The sequence below is a fragment of the Desulfuromonas svalbardensis genome, assembly GCF_055389415.1.
Window position 1 is genome coordinate 2,591,632 of the sequence record NZ_AP042416.1, and the last position, 18,289, is coordinate 2,609,920.

General features: G+C 42.9%; 23 protein-coding genes. 7 read left to right on the forward strand and 16 right to left on the reverse strand.

Annotated elements, in window-relative coordinates:
- The gene (locus tag ACZ5KY_RS11650; RefSeq protein WP_464244070.1) at window positions 1–1,149 is read left to right on the forward strand and encodes a beta-ketoacyl-ACP synthase III; all 1,149 of its coding nucleotides are present in this window, start codon (window positions 1–3) and stop codon (window positions 1,147–1,149) included.
- A gap of 51 nt (window positions 1,150–1,200) precedes the next feature.
- Here the strand turns inward: ACZ5KY_RS11650 and ACZ5KY_RS11655 are convergent, their stop codons facing one another.
- The 3 genes from ACZ5KY_RS11655 to ACZ5KY_RS11665 all read right to left on the reverse strand — a co-directional run bounded on the left by ACZ5KY_RS11655 (window position 1,201) and on the right by ACZ5KY_RS11665 (window position 2,759).
- Window positions 1,201–1,476, reverse strand: coding sequence for an HU family DNA-binding protein (locus tag ACZ5KY_RS11655; RefSeq protein ID WP_464244071.1), 276 nt, complete (start codon window positions 1,474–1,476; stop codon window positions 1,201–1,203).
- Window positions 1,477–1,606: 130 nt separating this feature from the next.
- Window positions 1,607–2,173 (reverse strand): helix-turn-helix domain-containing protein, encoded by a 567-nt coding sequence (locus ACZ5KY_RS11660; protein WP_464244072.1) that lies wholly within the window; start codon window positions 2,171–2,173, stop codon window positions 1,607–1,609.
- Window positions 2,174–2,183: 10 nt separating this feature from the next.
- Window positions 2,184–2,759, reverse strand: a complete 576-nt coding sequence (locus ACZ5KY_RS11665) for a cupin domain-containing protein (protein WP_464244073.1) — start codon at window positions 2,757–2,759, stop codon at window positions 2,184–2,186.
- A 707-nt stretch (window positions 2,760–3,466) separates the two neighbouring features.
- Here ACZ5KY_RS11665 and ACZ5KY_RS11670 point away from each other — a divergent pair.
- Entirely contained in the window at window positions 3,467–4,642 is a 1,176-nt protein-coding gene (locus ACZ5KY_RS11670) for a multidrug effflux MFS transporter (protein ID WP_464244074.1), read from the forward strand.
- On the opposite strand, the gene ACZ5KY_RS11675 is transcribed toward ACZ5KY_RS11670, so the two are convergent.
- The 4 genes from ACZ5KY_RS11675 to ACZ5KY_RS11690 all read right to left on the reverse strand — a co-directional run bounded on the left by ACZ5KY_RS11675 (window position 4,639) and on the right by ACZ5KY_RS11690 (window position 8,951).
- Window positions 4,639–5,400, reverse strand: coding sequence for an RNA methyltransferase (locus tag ACZ5KY_RS11675; RefSeq protein ID WP_464244075.1), 762 nt, complete (start codon window positions 5,398–5,400; stop codon window positions 4,639–4,641). The two genes, ACZ5KY_RS11670 and ACZ5KY_RS11675, sit on opposite strands and share 4 nt — an antisense overlap.
- Before the next feature lie 80 nt (window positions 5,401–5,480).
- Window positions 5,481–6,767, reverse strand: coding sequence for an OmpP1/FadL family transporter (locus ACZ5KY_RS11680; protein ID WP_464244076.1), 1,287 nt, complete (start codon window positions 6,765–6,767; stop codon window positions 5,481–5,483).
- A 191-nt stretch (window positions 6,768–6,958) separates the two neighbouring features.
- Entirely contained in the window at window positions 6,959–7,804 is an 846-nt protein-coding gene (locus ACZ5KY_RS11685; protein WP_464244077.1) for a hypothetical protein, read from the reverse strand.
- A gap of 1 nt (window position 7,805) precedes the next feature.
- Entirely contained in the window at window positions 7,806–8,951 is a 1,146-nt protein-coding gene (locus ACZ5KY_RS11690; protein WP_464244078.1) for an acetoin utilization protein AcuC, read from the reverse strand.
- Between the two features lie 206 nt (window positions 8,952–9,157).
- On the opposite strand from ACZ5KY_RS11690, the gene yhbY reads away from it, so the two are divergent.
- Genes yhbY through coaD form a run of 3 tightly spaced genes read left to right on the forward strand, consistent with a single transcriptional unit; the run spans window position 9,158 to window position 10,540 of the window.
- Window positions 9,158–9,466 (forward strand): ribosome assembly RNA-binding protein YhbY, encoded by a 309-nt coding sequence (gene yhbY, locus ACZ5KY_RS11695; RefSeq protein ID WP_464244079.1) that lies wholly within the window; start codon window positions 9,158–9,160, stop codon window positions 9,464–9,466.
- 12 nt (window positions 9,467–9,478) lie between these two features.
- Complete coding sequence (gene rsmD / locus ACZ5KY_RS11700) at window positions 9,479–10,042, forward strand: 16S rRNA (guanine(966)-N(2))-methyltransferase RsmD (protein WP_464244080.1); 564 nt, start codon at window positions 9,479–9,481, stop codon at window positions 10,040–10,042.
- 15 nt (window positions 10,043–10,057) lie between these two features.
- Window positions 10,058–10,540 carry a pantetheine-phosphate adenylyltransferase gene (gene coaD, locus ACZ5KY_RS11705; RefSeq protein WP_464244081.1) on the forward strand — a complete coding sequence of 161 codons (483 nt, stop codon included), beginning with the start codon at window positions 10,058–10,060 and terminating at the stop codon, window positions 10,538–10,540.
- A gap of 18 nt (window positions 10,541–10,558) precedes the next feature.
- Here coaD and ACZ5KY_RS11710 read toward each other — a convergent pair whose 3' ends face one another.
- Genes ACZ5KY_RS11710 through ACZ5KY_RS11720 form a run of 3 tightly spaced genes read right to left on the reverse strand, consistent with a single transcriptional unit; the run spans window position 10,559 to window position 11,875 of the window.
- On the reverse strand, window positions 10,559–11,242 hold the full coding sequence (locus tag ACZ5KY_RS11710; protein WP_464244082.1) for a 7-carboxy-7-deazaguanine synthase QueE: 684 nt from the start codon (window positions 11,240–11,242) through the stop codon (window positions 10,559–10,561).
- A 49-nt stretch (window positions 11,243–11,291) separates the two neighbouring features.
- Window positions 11,292–11,663 (reverse strand): 6-carboxytetrahydropterin synthase QueD, encoded by a 372-nt coding sequence (gene queD, locus ACZ5KY_RS11715; RefSeq protein ID WP_464244083.1) that lies wholly within the window; start codon window positions 11,661–11,663, stop codon window positions 11,292–11,294.
- A 32-nt stretch (window positions 11,664–11,695) separates the two neighbouring features.
- On the reverse strand, window positions 11,696–11,875 hold the full coding sequence (locus tag ACZ5KY_RS11720) for a DNA gyrase inhibitor YacG (protein ID WP_464244084.1): 180 nt from the start codon (window positions 11,873–11,875) through the stop codon (window positions 11,696–11,698).
- Between the two features lie 87 nt (window positions 11,876–11,962).
- Between ACZ5KY_RS11720 and ACZ5KY_RS11725 the strand changes: the two genes are divergently transcribed.
- Window positions 11,963–12,448: a hypothetical protein gene (locus tag ACZ5KY_RS11725; protein WP_464244085.1), complete on the forward strand. Its 486-nt coding sequence runs from the start codon at window positions 11,963–11,965 to the stop codon at window positions 12,446–12,448.
- 14 nt (window positions 12,449–12,462) lie between these two features.
- Window positions 12,463–13,434 (forward strand): cation diffusion facilitator family transporter, encoded by a 972-nt coding sequence (locus tag ACZ5KY_RS11730; protein WP_464244086.1) that lies wholly within the window; start codon window positions 12,463–12,465, stop codon window positions 13,432–13,434.
- Here the strand turns inward: ACZ5KY_RS11730 and ACZ5KY_RS11735 are convergent.
- The 6 genes from ACZ5KY_RS11735 to glnA all read right to left on the reverse strand — a co-directional run bounded on the left by ACZ5KY_RS11735 (window position 13,411) and on the right by glnA (window position 18,263).
- Window positions 13,411–14,499: a 6-phosphofructokinase gene (locus tag ACZ5KY_RS11735; RefSeq protein ID WP_464244087.1), complete on the reverse strand. Its 1,089-nt coding sequence runs from the start codon at window positions 14,497–14,499 to the stop codon at window positions 13,411–13,413. The genes ACZ5KY_RS11730 and ACZ5KY_RS11735 overlap by 24 nt on opposite strands.
- A 45-nt stretch (window positions 14,500–14,544) precedes the next feature.
- Entirely contained in the window at window positions 14,545–14,958 is a 414-nt protein-coding gene (locus ACZ5KY_RS11740; protein WP_464244088.1) for an ExbD/TolR family protein, read from the reverse strand.
- A gap of 35 nt (window positions 14,959–14,993) precedes the next feature.
- Window positions 14,994–15,623 (reverse strand): MotA/TolQ/ExbB proton channel family protein, encoded by a 630-nt coding sequence (locus tag ACZ5KY_RS11745; protein ID WP_464244089.1) that lies wholly within the window; start codon window positions 15,621–15,623, stop codon window positions 14,994–14,996.
- 29 nt (window positions 15,624–15,652) lie between these two features.
- Window positions 15,653–16,144: a LapA family protein gene (locus tag ACZ5KY_RS11750; protein ID WP_464244090.1), complete on the reverse strand. Its 492-nt coding sequence runs from the start codon at window positions 16,142–16,144 to the stop codon at window positions 15,653–15,655.
- 79 nt (window positions 16,145–16,223) lie between these two features.
- Window positions 16,224–16,730, reverse strand: coding sequence for a metallophosphoesterase family protein (locus tag ACZ5KY_RS11755; RefSeq protein WP_464244091.1), 507 nt, complete (start codon window positions 16,728–16,730; stop codon window positions 16,224–16,226).
- A 123-nt stretch (window positions 16,731–16,853) separates the two neighbouring features.
- On the reverse strand, window positions 16,854–18,263 hold the full coding sequence (gene glnA, locus ACZ5KY_RS11760) for a type I glutamate--ammonia ligase (protein WP_464244092.1): 1,410 nt from the start codon (window positions 18,261–18,263) through the stop codon (window positions 16,854–16,856).
- Window positions 18,264–18,289: the final 26 nt, after the last annotated feature.

Below are 18,289 nucleotides of genomic sequence, written 5' to 3' on the forward strand. Positions count from 1 at the left end.
ATGGAAGCCTACATTACTGACATCTCCGCCTTTCTACCTAATTCTGCCATTAGTAACATCGAAATGGAGAGAATCTTAGGGTTAGTTGACAATATTCCGTCACGAACACGTCGTATCATTCTACGTAACAATAAAATCTTACAACGTTATTATGCGATCAACCCTGACACCTTTGAACTTACTCACAGCAATGCTGAATTGACCGCTGAAGCGGTTCGCATGCTACGCCCTACTGCCGACTTCAAATTAGATGAAATCGAATGTTTGTGTTGCGGCACTTCATCGGCGGATCAGATCATGCCGGGTCATGCATCAATGGTACACGGTGAACTTGCATGCGGCCCTTGTGAAGTAGTTTCAACGGCAGGCATCTGCATTTGTGGAGTCACGGCATTAAAGCATGCTTGTATGCAGGTCGCACTTGGTGAGTCAAAAAATGCTGTCGCAACAGGTTCAGAATTATCTTCCACCTTCATGCGTGCCTCCATGTGTGGGCAGGTTGATCAGAAACGTTCAGAGGAGCTTCAAAATCAACCGTCGCTCTCATTTGATGCCGATTTTTTACGCTGGATGTTATCAGATGGCGCCGGGGCCGCATTTATCAGCCCAAAACCATCAGAGGTGGGCCATTCACTAAAGGTGGAATGGATCGATCAACTCTCTAGCGCACATGAACTTGAAACCTGTATGTATGCTGGAGCGGTTAAAACTGAAACAGGGGAGATAAAAGGCTGGCGTTCATTTCCATCGCTTCAACAAGCTGTCGATGAAAAAGCTTTTCTGGTTAAACAGGATGTTAAACTTCTCAATGAGAAAATTATCCCTACGGCAGTAGACCGTGCATTAATACCTATTGCCAGCAAACGGGGAATTAAAGCGGAAGAGATCACATGGTTTGTTCCCCACTACTCTTCAGATTATTTTAGGGATAGGCTTTACCAAAGAATGGATGAAAAAGGATTTCACATCCCATTTGAGCGGTGGTTTACAAATTTGGCCACCAAGGGAAACACTGGTTCAGCGTCCATATATATTATGCTAGAAGAACTCTTTCATTCTGACAAACTAAACAAAGGAGACAAAATCCTCTGTTTCATTCCAGAAAGTGGCCGTTTTTCGATCTGCTATATGCTTCTTACAGTCGTATAGAACACCGATGAAAAACGTCTGTTGAAATAATGCTGGCCCGAGAAACTCTACTCAGCCATCAACACGCTCACGTAATTCTTTACCAACCTTGAAAAATGGAAGCTTTTTAGTCTTAACCTGAATGGCTTCGCCTGTTTTTGGATTACGTCCGACATAAGACTTATAATCCTTTACAACAAAGCTGCCAAATCCGCGTATCTCTATGCGTCCACCATTAATCAACTCTTCAGTCATGGTATCAAACATGAGATTAATAATTTCCTCAGCCTTTTTGTACGTCAGGTCTTGCTGCAATGATAACGCTTCAATCAACTCAGATTTATTCATAGAACCTCCAACAACGTGCGGGACCATAAAAACAGAATCTTAAATAAAACGCCGAAATATAATTATTAACCTAATTAAACATACAGTATTAGCAGGATGTGTCAATACGTGATCTATGCGAATTTGTTATTTAAATAACGGTAAAAGGGGAGAGTGTCCATACAACCTTAGCTTCGTTATCGCCACTATTAATCCAAGAATGGGGAAGATGTGATTTAAAGGATAAGCTATCACCTGGATTTAACGTATATACTTCATCGACAATCTCAACCGTCAGCTGCCCTTCAAGTAAGTAAATCAACTCATCACCGGGATGATGCATTGCCGCAACACCACTTTTACCACCTGGTGGTACCGTGCAATAAAATGCCGTAAACTGAGGATCCCGCAATCCTGATGTAAATGATTCAGTCAGCATATTTGAACTGTCTTCATAAACTGTCGCGTCGCGCTGTCCTGACGTCGAAAAAACAACCTCATGGGTCGTGCTCACTTCTTCAACAAAGTAATCTACACTTTTATCAAAAACCGTCGCCAGCTTCATCAATATCGAGACGGAAGGAATGGTTAAACCTCTTTCAACTCGTGAGATCATATTAGATGAAACACCAGAGCTGGTTGCAAGTTGCTGAATAGTTAAATCACTACCAAGACGAATCGACTTAAGTTTTTTACCAATAATTTTGCGTAATTTCATCGCTTGCTCCTCATGCTTGTTGCTGAGCGACACTTGGGGCCGGAGAAACTACCCACATCACCAAAGTTTGTCCATCAAAGGTATTAACCCAGCGATGGGGAAGATTTGCTTTAAATGAGATTGAATCACCTACGGATAGCAGATAACTCTCACCCTCAATGATAAGTTGCATTTGACCCTCATGGACCATCGCAAATTCCTCACCGGCATGAACCATGTCACCTTCACCACTATTACAACCAGGTTCAAGCGTATCATGGAAAACAGTAAAACCAGGATCACGCAACCCCTGAGTCAAGCTAACAATTTGGTGTTTATCTTCGAAAAAGAAAATGGGTTCCCCTTTTCCTTTCGGGGTATAAACAACTGTCGAACCCTTTTCTGCCTCCTCAACAAAATAACTGATACTCATGCCAAAAGAGGTCGCTAACTTCATCAAAATTTCAACGGATGGTGTTGTAAGCCCTCGTTCAATACGCGAAATCATATTAGATGATACGTGAGACTTATTCGCTAAGCCCTCGATCGTCATATCGTTATTTAGCCGCATCTTCTTAAGCTTTTTACCAATTAGTTCCTTAACCATCACAGCTCCCTTTCAATAGCAATAGAATGTTGTTTTACCATTCGCCCCAAATACTGTCAATCACAACTATTAAAACATTGTAGCCGTATCGACATCCGCACCTAACAACACTATCTAACCCCATTAAACGGGGCCCCATTTATTGATCTATACCAATACCTCGATATCAAACCATAATTTAAAATGACTGCCTAAATGTGATATTCCGAAAAAAGTCACTTTAAATATTCATTAATACTATTATTAATATAACAGAATATTCATTCAGGGTTTTAACTATCAAAATACGTCATTAGACTTAAACTCATTTAAATATCAACGATTTCCACATATCCCCCTCTTGAGAAGTACACGATAGGGGCTATAATACGATTAATGGAACGCTAACACGTGGGGGAAACACTAAATTTCCTTCAAAAATATCAATTTTTACATAAAAAATGATTTTATCAGCAATATCAACAAATACGGCATACACCGTGCAAATGTTAATAGGTAAGTTTAAAAACAAAGAAATACCTTACTTCATTTGAGCCTCGGCGCTTTCTCCTCCTTAGCCCGGGGCTATTTTTTTATCTTCACTCCCCCCTTTTAACCTTCTCGCAAAAAAACTACATGACACCACCGATCGTTTTCTGCGAAGATGCCTTTCTCATTCAACCGTTACTGTGAATTCCTGTTTTCTAACTTAATTGATTGCCACTTCGATGTCTAAATCTCGTATTTTCATATTGCTAGCCTTACTTTCCACGTTCCCACCCTTAGCAACGGACATGTACTTGCCAGCAATTCCCCACCTACAAAGGGTTTGGCATCAACCTTTAGCAGTCATAAACTTAACGCTTATTTCTTTCTTTATCAGTTATTGTTTTTCGCTATTAATTTATGGCCCGATTTCTGATCGCTTCGGAAGAAGACGGCCACTCATTATAGGAATAAGTATATTCATTATCTCCTCAATTTTGTGCGCCCTAGCTGACAATGTAACAACTCTAATAATTGCCCGAATACTCCAGGCTTCGGGTGCTGCAGCAGCAGCGGCTCTAGCGCTAGCGATCACCAAAGATATTTATACTGCAACAGAACGGACACGAATATTAGCTTGGATGGGAGTAACAATGGCCTTGGCTCCAGCCATATCACCCATGATAGGTAGCTGGATTATGATTTGGTGTTCATGGCGCTGGATATTTGTTGCGCAAGCCGTTATCGCTATGATTTCGTGGGTAGGTGTATTGATGATGAAGGAGACCCTTCAAGAGCCTTCAGCCTTAAGTGCGATGGATACCGCAAAAATCTACATTAAACTACTCCGTAACAAACGTTATATTTACTACGCTATAATGGTATCACTTGTCGCCCTACCGCACTTTGCATTCATTGCAGGATCAGCTGATATCTACATAACAAAACTTGGCCTAACGGAGCAACGCTTCGGCTTTTTCTATGCTATTAACGCAGGAGCGTATATGGCAGGGTCATTACTGTGTACGCGGCTGCTTAAGAAGCATGGATTAATTCATGTAATGACGTTAGGTTTTACAGGGATAGCTGTCGGCGGACTTTTCATGATTATGCGCTTCGACATTGGAGCTTGGTCCCTCGCATTGCCCATGGCTATTGTTACATTTTCCCTTGGAATCAGCCGACCACCAAGTAACAATCTAGTTTTGGAGCAAGTGGATCAGTATGCTGGTGCGGCATCGTCTTTACTCGTTTTCATATTTTTTCTCGTTGGTGCTTTTGCTATGTGGCTTATCTCACTAAACTGGTCAGACAAGATTTTCACCATTGGCATCATTGCCTCAACAGTAGGCATTACAACACTGGCATTTTGGTTACTGGTTGAGAAAAGATTCACATCAAAACAAAGCAACGCTTAACCGCGCCGCCGACCTGGCCACCCTTGAACACTTTGCGATAATTGCTCAACAACACCACGTAACATATTAAGTTCTTTAATATTAGGTCTTGCTTTAGCTAATAGGCTACGCAACATACCACTAAATACCTCAGGACGACTCGGATTGGTATAGCCAACCAGATCAACCAATTGATCGACTTGATTCATCAGCGCATCGGTATCGTTCTGCGATGGCAGAGGCTGCACAGAGTCAACACTCTCAGGCATTTCATAAGTGCGCTCACAACTCATCTCATACAAGGTCACCACTACAGCCTGAGCTAGGTTAAGTGACCCTTTAGACCCAAGCACACCCGATGTAGGAATGGTTGCGGCGTGAGAACACTGAGCAACCTCTTCAGTGCTCAAACCACAATCTTCACGGCCAAAAACAAGTCCGATACGGCTTTGCTCTGGCAGGGTTGTAATTAAGGGTTGAATTGCAGCAATTGGATGCAATTCTCCTCTCAAACGACCACAGCGACGCGTCAAAGCAACAGTCATGGTTAAATCTGCCACAGCATCACTCAACGTTTCATGTAACGTTGCTTGACCTAATAGCAGTTTTGCATCCACAGCAAACTTTACCGCTTCAGGATGAAAACGATCACATGGGGTCACCAAGCGCAGGTCAGTCACACCAAAATTAGCCATAGCACGGCACACGGCACCAATATTACCCGGTTGACGTGGTGCAACCAACACAATCGCAAACTTAGATAAATCAATCATCGACATAACCTGACACCTTCTTCAATTTAAATAAAAAGGGTGCCCCAATTGGGCACCCTTTTGTACATCATATAGCTCTTAACCAATTAAAAGAAATAGGTCAAGTTTGCAGCAACCAAGTGGGCAGCACTTTCGTACTCACCTGACTGGATTTCATTATCAACTTTACGATCATCAAAATCTACCCACATATAAGCAAAATCGATGACAGCGCGTTCAGTATGATAGCCAATTCCAAAGGTGTAGTTATTACGATCGGAATCAGGTAGTTCCGGACCCATTGTTGACTCAGGAACAGGAGAATTATCACGAGCGTAACCAACTCGCAGATCAATCTTTTCAGTTACAGCATACTGAGCACCCACACGGTACGCCCAAACATCATTCCATTCCTTGGCAGCGGAAGGGCTGTCACCTAGTGGACTTCGAGGACCTAGATCAATATCCAATTCATCGTAAGAACTCCAGCCAAAATAATCGGCATCACATTCAATCGTAAGACGATCAGTTGGATGCCAAGCTACACCAAAGCTCCAAGTATCTGGCAATGTAATCTCAGTTGAAGCATCTGATGATGCAGTAACAGGAATGAGAGCAGGTTCAACACCTAGTTTCCCACCTATAACAGCTTGCCCTGTCGGAGTAACGAGAAAATCAGCATCACCCTCAATGTCTAATTCAACTTCACTACGATATGCTACTGCGACACTGAGGGAATTGATAGGTTTCCAAAGAACACCGAAATTATAACCCCAACCATCTCCATCACCCTCAATTTCAGTTGATGCAATATGCCCAAAAGGACCAGCAAAAGTATCCTTTTCTAACCAAACCTGAGCATAGGTATAATCGAGACCAGCTCCAATTGACAAATTAAGGGAATCAAAACGATAAGCAATCGTGGGATTAACATTGATGGGCTTGATCGCAATTTCTTTGATTTCATCCCTAAATGGACTTGAATTATCCCATCGTTTTGCTAGTGGATAGAGTGAACCTATTCCAATACCAAAAGCCCAAGGAGAATCCTCTTCAGAAAAAGTCGCATAAAAATTGGGTGGGAAAAAAACATCCTTGCGGGCTTTAGTGTCAACTTCAATAATTGTCCCACCAAGCTCAGTTTCACCTTTAAACTCAGTTTCAGGCACATTAATAACCGTGACACCGAGACTTACCTGTGTACCACTTTGAAATGCAATTCCAGCAGGGTTGTAAAACACAGCAGAAGGGTCATCCGCCTGAGCAACAAACGCATTGGCCATCCCCATCGCCTTTGCACCCTGCTCACGGATATGAAATCCAGCGCCAAATACAATCGTTGGCACCAACAGTACCATCAACACAACAACAGCTAATCTACTCTTCAAATCCATTCTCCTTTATCATTAAAATGACGGTTATTATGCCTAGGAGAGCCCACTTCAAGCAAGCATAAAATAATGAAGATTAATTTGGTGGTTTTTGCGAACGTTTACTCAAGTAGATTGCACCCCAAATTACGCCACAAATCAGTACAATAAAAAAAATATCACCTAAATATGCCATTTCTTTCCTCCCAGAATAATCAGTATATCGATGTTACAACAGTATTAATCCCAGCATGTTGACCAACCGTTTTATAAATTTTTATATCATCCCACGGTTGGTCTAGAATTCCATCATGAATGGCCCAACTGCGACCACGCACTGTCGACTCCAGCCCTTGTTGACGAAAAGGGGTCGAACCATCTAACCGGGCGGTGAGAACTCCGCCGGGCTGAAATTCGCGATCGATCCAAAGCATTAATTGTTTCCCCGTAATATAATCAAATCCATAATTCTCATAACGGACGGCGTTACTATAGGACAAAGGCTCAGCAATGATCATCTCAATTCCCAGTGATGCAACAAATTTTTCAAATTGGACAAAGAAGTCTTTGAATGCTTTCAATCCACCCCGCACCTGATTGGGAGATAATCCCGCGTTCATCGCCTTGATCTCTTCGGGAATATTACGTCGCACAGTGGCAAACGAGTTTTCACGTCCATGCTCATCATAATCAATATTAAACCGAGGCGAATCGGGATCGTTGATCAGACAAAATGATAGCTCAATCTGATGATATGGGGTATCGGCAACTTCAACAAAGAAAAGACAATCTTGATCTTCAGCATCCCGTCTAACTTCGATACGAAGCAACCCAAGACCTTGCGGACAGATAAACTGGATTCGATTTGCACTCAACGTTAACGACTTTCTCGGTGCGGTGAACGTTTGACGATCAAAACCATACTGTTCAAAAATCATCGTAGGGACAATGGTTGAGTATATTGATTCCTTCTGAGCTTGAGTCAACTCATTAATCTCTTTAATGGAGAACAGTGGCAAACCGTCAGGATCAAGCAGATGTGTCGTACCAGTCTGTGCCATATTAACCCCGTGCGCTAAGATTCAATAATGGAAAAATCTGCCGTTCAATAATTGAAATATTTTTCTCTAACGATTGTTGGGCGCGACTAAAGTCATCGGGTGCCGCCATATGTGGTGGATCGCGCAACCAGTCACACTTCTCGTCTAGCGCTATCATTGTCTTCTTAAAAGAGGCTGGTATTTCATCCTCAACGGGTACGCCAATCATCGTTGACCACAGCAGTGTCCATGCCCTGGCAACATTTAAGCGGTCATAGCCGCCGCCACCAATCGCCACCCAAGGAATTCCTGTTTCGAGAAAACCACGTCCAGCAAATTCCATAAATGCTGTCGTACATTCAAGACGTGTTAAGGGGTCAGTTCGCAGCGGGTCGGCTCCCATTTGAGTGACCAACACATCGGGAGAAAACCCCTTAATTAAGGGAAGAATCGTCCGCGTAAAGGCTTGTTCGAAAATCAGATCATCGGAATGGGGAACCAATGGGATATTAACAGAGTAACCGTAACCCTGCCCTGTTCCTACCTCATCAACAAAACCTGAATAAGGATAAAAGTCTTTGCCGTTCTCATGGATCGATATCGTCAACACTTGGTCATTGTCGTAAAATGCTTGCTGAACACCATCACCGTGGTGGGCATCAATATCAACATAAACTACGCGTTTACCTTGTTTCAACAATTGCGCAATAGCAACAACGGCATCATTGAGGTAACTAAACCCTGAAGCACGCGCACTGTGAGCATGGTGCCAACCACCAGCCATGCTAAATGAAGCTCGACACCCCTCTTCAACGACTTGCCGTACGGCTTCAATGGTGCCACCACACATCAAACGCGACCAATCATACAAACCTTTAAACACAGGATTTTCGATATCACCAAGGCCGTAGAAAAAATTGGCATGGTCCTCATCATCCATGCTGAACAACTTAAGTGTATCAAGGTAATCCTGACGGTGAAAATCTTGCAACATCTCTTCTGATGCCACAGGACATTCCACTTGCTTCACATGAGAGGGTGTAAGCAACTGGTATTGTTGCATCAATTCATAGGTAAGCCGGTAGCGATCCACCTTAAATGGATGACATTCGCCATAGGAATAATCACTAAAACGGCTAGAATATATAAGCGCAAATTGATCGGTCATGAATTAAATTTTGACTCCGTATGGTGTAAACCTTTTTCACGTTAGTTTTACGCATCTCACCTTGCAGCGTCAATATAATTGGATAATTGCTATTTAAGTGTACAACAGGTATAAAGATGGCGTTTCGATCTATTTTCACACCTGTGTAATAATAGTACAGAAACATGCATTTACCTTGCACTAACTATTTTAAGGAGCACCAATACGTGTCACAACAATTATCAGGAAAACAAGCACGCCACCTACGCGGCCTCGGCCACCACTTGCAACCCGTCGTTCTTGTCGGTAAAGATGCCATCACAGATGGCTTAGTCAGCTCTGTAGATGAAGCGTTAGAGCAACATGAACTCATCAAGATTAAACTGCAAGAGGGCTGCATTATGGATCGTAAGGATGTTGCCAGTATTCTTTCAGAACGCTGTGAGGCAGCCATTGCGCAAATTTTGGGCCGAACAATCCTTTTGTTTCGTAGCTCTGAAAAAGCGTTGATCACCTTGCCAAAATCGAAACAATAGGGTTTACGGGCAGTGCGGATCATAAGCGGTAGTGCCCGCGGCACACAACTAGCGACCTTCGACGGAGCAGAAATCCGTCCTACAAGTGATCGTGTACGTGGGGCTATCTTTAGTATTTTGACCAGCCGTTTAGGTCACTTTAGTCAAAAACGTATTCTCGATGTTTTTGCTGGTAGTGGTGCGATGGGTCTTGAGGCGATGAGTCGTGGTGCTGCAAGCGTCATTTTCGTTGATCAAGGGCAGCAAGCGAAACAGCTCATTCAAACCAACCGTACCCGTTGCCGCCTTGAAAAAAACACCCGTATTATTCATCAAAGTGCACAAAAAGCACTATCAAGCCTTAAAGGGCAACAATTTGATCTCATTTTCATGGATCCACCTTACGGTAAAGAGTTGATTCCACAAATAATTGAGTTAGTGGCTGAACATAATCTATTAGCCCCTGACGGCATTATTTTCGCTGAGGAACAACGCAACACAAAGATCCCCCAACATATTAAATGCTATGAACAACACGATGTGCGCCATTATGGCGCCACTTCAATTTACCTCTATAGTCGTACTGAATCCGCTTAACGGGAGAATGAGATTATGAATAACCGTATTGCTGTTTGTCCTGGTTCGTTTGACCCCATCACCAATGGTCATCTCGACATTATCCAGCGAGGTCTCAAAACATTTGATACGGTCATTGTTGCTGTCGCTAAAAACGCATCAAAAAACAGTCTATTCTCCGCTGAAGAACGGGTCGAAATGATTAAAGAAGCTGTTGGAAACGATCCACGGATACAAGTTGATGTGATCGAAGGGTTACTTATCAACTATGTGGAAAATAAGGGCGCTCAGGTTATCTTACGTGGATTACGTGCGGTATCAGACTTTGAGTATGAATTTCAACTGGCTCAGCTAAATCGTACGATTCACGATCAAATTGAAACCGTTTTTTTAATGACCTCTTTGCGCTACGGATATCTTAGTTCATCCATCGTCAAAGAGATCGCCTCACTAAACGGCCCCATTGATGAATTTGTACCAGAATTCGTACAAAAAAAGTTAGCTGAAAAATTCAGCTAACCTTAAATGTTACCACCATCATAACACCGCTAAATAACAGTGTGTTTGCGGGATAATCCGCACATCCAGTCCAGTACGAGAAAGAACCCCTTGCCACGCAATGAGCTGTGTACCTGAAACAGAACAGCTGCCATCGATTGTCCTCGGCTGCAAAATAACGGGAACATGCCGAGCCACATCTGCAACGATATCAACCGCACGCTGTAGTTCTTCAATCGGCGTTTCAGCGCCAACAACTATCTTGACACAACAATTGACCTGCGATGCCAGTTGCAAAAACTGGCGATGATCATTCCACGGCGTCGGTTCACCCGTCTGCGACTCAAGCTTAAAGTCCATAACAACCCAACGTAACCATGGCAACACGGATCGTAGTGATTCCGTCAAGGTTCCGTTAGTTTCGAGTTGGATCGGTAATAATTGCGACAGTTTCGGCAACCATTGAGTGAGCGCATCAAAATGCAGTAATGGTTCACCACCTGTAATAGAAAAGGAATGGTGTGCTTGCGGCAAATCTTCTAACCAACCCTGCACACAATCCACCACCTGTTGCACATCAATGGGGTTATCCCATTGGGTAAAGGTTTCAGAACCTGGTGCCGTTTCAACGTTACACGAGGCAGTCGGCGCAAACGGGGTGTCGCAATAATTACACGCAAGGTTGCAACCGGCTAACCGTATAAAAATTTGCCTTCTCCCCACAAGCGGGCCTTCCCCCTGTACAGAGGAAAACATCTCTATCAATGGTAACTTAGTCACGTGAGTAGCTCGCACAAGCTTTATCTGATTCCCATACATTAACCTCATGTACGGTAACATTACCGTTATTCAAAATAGTTTCGAGCTTTTCAAAGAGGTAACGGGAGATATTTTCAGATGAAGGACTGTTTTCAATAAAAGGTTCAATTTCATTCAAATATTTATGATCAAGAGTCCCCAATAACTCCTTCGTTTTAGCCTTAAGAACTTTAAAATCAATACCAAGCCCTGATTTATCAAGCTCTTTAGCCTTAACCGTCACCTCAACTTTCCAGTTGTGTCCGTGTAAATTTTCACAATCACCATCATAATTAATCAAGTTGTGGGCTGCGGCAAAACTGGTACAAATCTTTAAACTATACATAATTACTCTCCATTTATTTATTCAAATTATGGTTAATTTTCCATCTCATCGACATTCATTTCCATCGGCTTTTTCCCTGCGACACGGTAATCTTCATCGATCCACGAACCAAGATCTATAAGACGGCAACGCTCGGAACAAAAAGGGCGCCAACGGTTATCTTCCCATCGACATAGCGCTTTACACTGTGGGCATCTTAACTCAACAACCACCCTATTCTCCTTTCAAATTTGACACTGTACAATGACAGAACCATGTTATAACCTGTCACATTTTTCACACACTAGGAAAGACAAAATATGACTTTGCAACAAAATCAATTTACCGTTACCGATCTTGATTCAGAAATTGCCGTTGACGGTCGCTGTTCTGAACTTTTAAAACAATTCCACCAACAACTATTGCAAGAGGGTATTGACCCCCTAGAAGGGGGACAACTTGCCAATGGTGCGGATTACTTCTTACGCGATTTTATCATTGCTGACCGCTACATGAATCTCTTTACTATCGACCCATGCTGTGTCCGACAATTTGCAGGTCACTGGTATATCATAAAAAACTTAGAACCGAATATAAAAGAATTAGCTACGATCCTTCAAGGTGTGGCTGTATTCTACGCTTACTTATACCAAAATGGACACGTCTCTCAAATTTTAAGCGAACAGATTCAAACAGAAACAGCTGATTTAGAACTTTACAATGGTCGCATTGATCAATTTTGGCAGATTACCGATGACGGATATGCTGCATGGTGCCAAGCCTGCCCTTTGCCAATTATTGACTAGGGAGATTGTGTAAAATGGATTCAAAGGTGCGTGTTAGAGCAGCAAAAATTGCAATATCCACAGCAATAAGCTTGGCCATCATTAAGGTGATTACTGGCTTTGCTACAGGCTCAATGGCGCTGCTCTCATCGGCAGCAGACTCACTGCTTGATATCATCATGTCCTTTGGCAACCTGCTGGCATTGCGACAAGCCAACAAACCAGCCGATGATGACCACCCCTATGGTCACGGCAAATTTGAAACCGCAGCAACACTGCTACAAAGCCTACTGATTGCCGCATCAGGTCTATTTATTCTCAGTGAATCAATTCATCGCTTACAACACGGCAGCAATGAACTGAAACACCTAGATATTGGCATTGCTGTTCTCGCATTTAGCAGTTTGGTTTCATGGTTACTCAGTCGCTATTTAAAAAAAGTCGGAATCAAAACAGACTCAACAGCTCTTCAAGCTGATGCACTCCACTATGCTACTGATGTCTACAGCAATGCAATTTTGCTCATTGGACTTGTTGGCGTGCGTCTACTGGGTTGGAACTGGGTTGACCCTGTTCTATCAATAGGTGTTGGTTGTTATATCTTATATGCTGCTTTTGAACTCTTAAAAGGGAGCATGAATGATTTCCTTGATGCGGGACTACCCGAAGAGCAACGTAGAGAGATCACTGAGTGCATCATTAACAATGAAAGTGAAATCACTGGTTACCACAACTTGCGGACACGACGTAGTGGCAAACTTAAAATGATTGATTTCCATCTCACTTTTTGCCGCTTTAAAACAATCGAAGAGGCGCACGACAGTGCCGATAGAATTGAAAAAGAGATTAAGGACTGTATCAAAAATGCGGATGTGACCATCCACCTTGAACCAACCGAATGTACCGGTTGCCCTCGATGTGGACACTGTGCTCGATCTAAAAATAAAGCCGAGATGAAACAACAAGCATTAGAGAGTGAGACATCAACGCCCCAACATAATGCCTAGTTTTTCCGCTGCTTCGGCCAACTCTCCTTGAGGATCAACAGTATTCAATGAACCAACCGCATCAGCAATCGTCGTTGCAACCACGTTGCGACCGCGCAGGGAAACCATTTGGCCAAACTGACCCTGCTCAATGAGATCAACGGCTTTAACGCCAAAGCGTGAACCAAGAATCCGATCAAAAGGTGAAGGTGAACCACCACGCTGAAGGTGCCCTAGAACTACAGTACGCACTTCCATCTCAGTACAATCAGCAATCTGTTCAGCAACATGCTGACCAATGCCACCTAAACGTTCAACACCGCTACGACTTAACCCAGTACCAACCTTAACGACTTTTTCACCCTGTTGTGGAAATGCACCTTCCGCTACCACCACAATAGAGAAACGGCCACCACGATCACGACGCTCATTAATCGCATGGCAGACATGCTCAATTGAATACGGAATTTCCGGTAATAAAATCACATCAGCACCACCAGCAATACCTGACTCTAAAGCGATCCAACCCGCATCACGCCCCATCACCTCCACAACCATCACGCGATGATGGCTCTCAGCTGTGGTATGCAAACGATCAAGAGCTTCAGTTACAACGCCAACAGCACTGTTATAGCCAAACGTTACATCCGTTGACTTTAAATCATTGTCGATGGTTTTTGGAATACCAACAACATTGAGGCCTCGCTGATACAGATGTTGTGCAATTTTTAGCGTTCCATCTCCGCCAACAGCAATGAGTGCGTCCGCACCAAGTCGGTTAAAATTCTCAATTACCACACCAGACATGTCAACACGCTGAATCTGGCCATTTTTTTCAACGGGGTAATGAAGAGGATCGCCATGATTACTGGTACCTAAAATGGTACCACCACGCTGTAAAATACCACGAACAGAATCAGAATCTAATTCACGCACAGCTCGATTGGAAATTAGACCATCAAAACCATCTTCAATCCCCAAAATACGCCATTTTTTTTGCGAGGCCGAACGAACGACGCCACGAATGACCGCATTAAGCCCAGGGCAGTCTCCACCACCGGTTAAAATCGCAATAGTTTTCGACATAAGTCCTCCAAATAAAACCTGATGTTGAATTAAAACGTATTAAAATTACTTTGGTTTGGCATTTGGATCGGTCGCAATAGCCAACTTTTGAAAACCCGCCTGTCGCGCAGCATCCATCAATTCAACAACTCGACCATGTTGTGCTTTTTTATCTGCCAACAATATAAAAGTCGTTGTCGCTGCACGGTCTGCATAACCAGCAAGGTGGGCTTCGAGATCAGAAAAAGAGATTAAATGATCATCAAGATGGATTCGACCTGATTTTTCCAGATAAATTTTAACTTCCTCCGGCGCTTTTTGAATTTTCTCAGAGTTTGCCGATGGCAAAGCAACAACGATCCCTTGAGATTCTACAAACGTGGTTGAAATCATGAAAAAGATTAGCAACAAGAACACAACATCAACCATCGACGTTAGTTCAACACGAACCTCTTCTCTATTTTTTCGTTTAAATGACATCTACTCATCCTAAACAGGCCGAAAAGAAACTGCGATTACGATATATGCTGCTCAGCTGAAACGAGATCAACCATTTGCATGGCATAAATCTCAACTTGATTACTCAGCGAATCTGAGCGACTGGTAAGATATTTATGTAACAAAATAGTGGGGATAGCGACAGCGAGGCCCGTTGCAGTTGTGATCAAGGCTTCAGAAATTCCGCCACCAAGTGTCGCAGGCGAACCAACACCTTCAATCGATAGTTGAGTAAAAGCACGGATCATACCGAGAACAGTGCCAAGTAAGCCTAATAGTGGCGAGATGGTTGCAATAGTACCTAGCAATCCTAGGTAGCGATCTAAGCTGGCACCATGGCGTGAGCCAACCTCCTCAACGAGTGTCTTAACTTGATCACGAGGCAATCCAGCAGCATTAAGAGCCACAACAAAGATACTCGACATCATGGTTCGGCGGCTTTGACAAATAGCTAAGGCTTCAACGACGTGATTTTTCCGCACCAATGTTTCGATCTCAAGGGTCAGGTATGTTGCTCCGCGTTGGATGCCCCAATAGGTCCATACCCGTTCAAAAAAAATAGCAAAAGCCAGAATTGAACATAGAAAAATTGGATACATAAGGGGACCACCCTTATAGAATATATCAAGCAATGTTCCATTAACCATGTGGGGGAAAACTCCTATAAACTAAAATGTTATTCTTTTTTTTCATCATTATGTGGTTGTGGTGCCGAATCTAGTGGTAACTCGATCACATCCGGCGCAGGGTCAGCCTCAACAACGTCATCTTCATAAATTGCATCGGTTACCGCCTCCTCTGTTAGCGGAGTTGGTACAGGTGCCGGTGCTGGGTCACAGCACGCTTGAGGTTCAGCTACGTTATCCTGTTTCACATCGTCATCACCCTTATTTTTTTTATCTTTTTTCTTTTTCTTCGGGGCGCTTTTCTGATCAGAAACGGGCTGAAGCTTACCAATTTGTCGCTTCAATTGAATAATTTTCAGAGTACTACCAAAGGAAGCAGCAATCATCCCAAGCACAAAAGTGGTCATCAATAGAAGACCAGCTGGGATAAGAGGCGATGTGTAGTGATAAAGGACTACACTCATACTCTCCTTGTTGTCCAAATTGAACTTAAACAGTACCGCAACAAGCAATAAAGCAAATATTATTTTCACAAATTTCATAATAATTCTCCTCTAAAATTTCATCTTCAGATCTCATAATTAAATAACATCAAACAACGAACTGACGTTAGACGATTTATCATTCAACGTCAATATTGATAATCTCTCCACGAATTCCTTCACCAACATAAAGCATGCCGACAGAGTGCCAAGGGGCGCGGCGACGATCTGTTGCACTCCCCGGATTCATAACTAAAATTGAATCAACCGTATGACAGACAGGCAAATGACTATGACCATAGACCAGACAGTCTAACTCAGTAGGCTGACAGTGCTCCAACAATCGTTCCTCAAGGTCTTCAGCATCACCCCAACCATGAATTAAACCAATTCGATACCCCGCAAGTTCAACCACTCTGTGCTCAGGGGCATTCAAATCTACAGAATCCATATTGCCCCGCACACAAAAAAATGGCACCTCACCGAACAAAAACGGTACATCAGGATGAACTAAATCACCCGCATGCAATATGGCATCAACATCGGAGAAATGGTGTTCCAACAGATGCTGAATAAAGTCTACACCTTCTGAAATTGAATGAAAGTGGGTATCGGAAAGAACCCCAACTTTAATTTGCTTTACCATACTCATCACCTTCACAAATCATAAAATAAAATTCAGTCACAATAATAACATAAAAAAAGGCCCCTGAATCATCTTCAGGGGCCTTAAATTCACAATTTCAGTATTGAAAAGAACAAACTGTGATTAGATGTCGTAGTAAAGGTTGAACTCTTCTGGAACTGGACGCATACGAACTGGATTTACTTCCGCTTCCATTTTATACTCAATCCACTTCTCAATTACGTCAGGAGTAAAGACATCACCTTTCAACAAGAAGTCATGATCTGCCTGTAGGCATTCCAATGCATCCTCAAGTGATTTTGCAACACATGGGATATCTTTAAGTTCCTCAGGAGACAAACCGTAGATATCTTTGTCAAGAGGCTGGCCTGGATCGATTTTGTTTTCGATACCATCAAGACCCGCCATCAATAATGCAGCAAAGCACAAGTAGCCGTTACAAGAAGGATCAGGAGTACGGTACTCAACACGCTTGGATTCCGCTGTATTTGTTACAGGAATGCGCAATGATGCAGAACGGTTACGGTTTGAATAGGCCAAATTAACTGGAGCTTCATACCCTGGAACCAAACGCTTGTAAGAGTTAGTACTTGGATTAGTAAAGGCACAAAGCGCTTTAGCGTGCTTCATGATTCCACCGATGTAGTACATAGCCATCTTAGATAAACCACCATATCCGTCACCAGCAAACAAGTTCACGCCGTCTTTCCAGATAGATGAGTGAACGTGCATACCAGAACCGTTATCACCATAAATTGGCTTAGGCATGAAAGTAACCGTTTTGCCATTACGTACCGCAACGTTCTTGATGATGTACTTGAACCACTGAACGGTATCACCCATGCTTACAAGGGAATCAAAACGCATGTCGATTTCACACTGACCACCTGAAGCAACTTCGTGGTGAGAAGCTTCAATACGCATACCAACGCTTTGTAGCACTTCAACCATCTCGTTACGCAGGTCAATACTAGAATCGGTTGGAGCAACAGGGAAATAGCCCTCTTTATGGCGTGGCTTATAACCTAAGTTAGGATACTCGTCACGACCTGTATTCCAACGACCTTCAATTGAATCAACCGCATAAAAAGACTGGTTACATGTCGACTCAAAACGAACATCATCAAAAATGAAGAACTCTGGCTCAGGGCCAAAGAATGCGGTGTCGCCAATACCTGTTGATGTCAGGTACGCTTCAGCCTTAGAAGCAATAAAACGTGGGTCACGTGAGTAACCTTCACGAGTAATTGGATCAATGATGTTACAAATCAGGCTAAGTGTAGTTGCCTTAGGAAATGGATCGATTTTAGCTGTATGAGGAACAGGAATCAGCAGCATATCACTGTTGTGAATAGGCTGCCATCCACGAATTGAGGAACCGTCAAAACCGATTCCTTCTTCAAAAGTATCCTCATCAAATTCTGAAATTGGAGTGGTAAAGTGCTGCCAAATTCCGATAAAATCGAGAAATTTGTAATCGATCATCTTCACATTGTTATCTTTTGCAAACTGAACAACTTCTGTTGGATTCATTAATTTGATCTCCTTGAATGATTTTT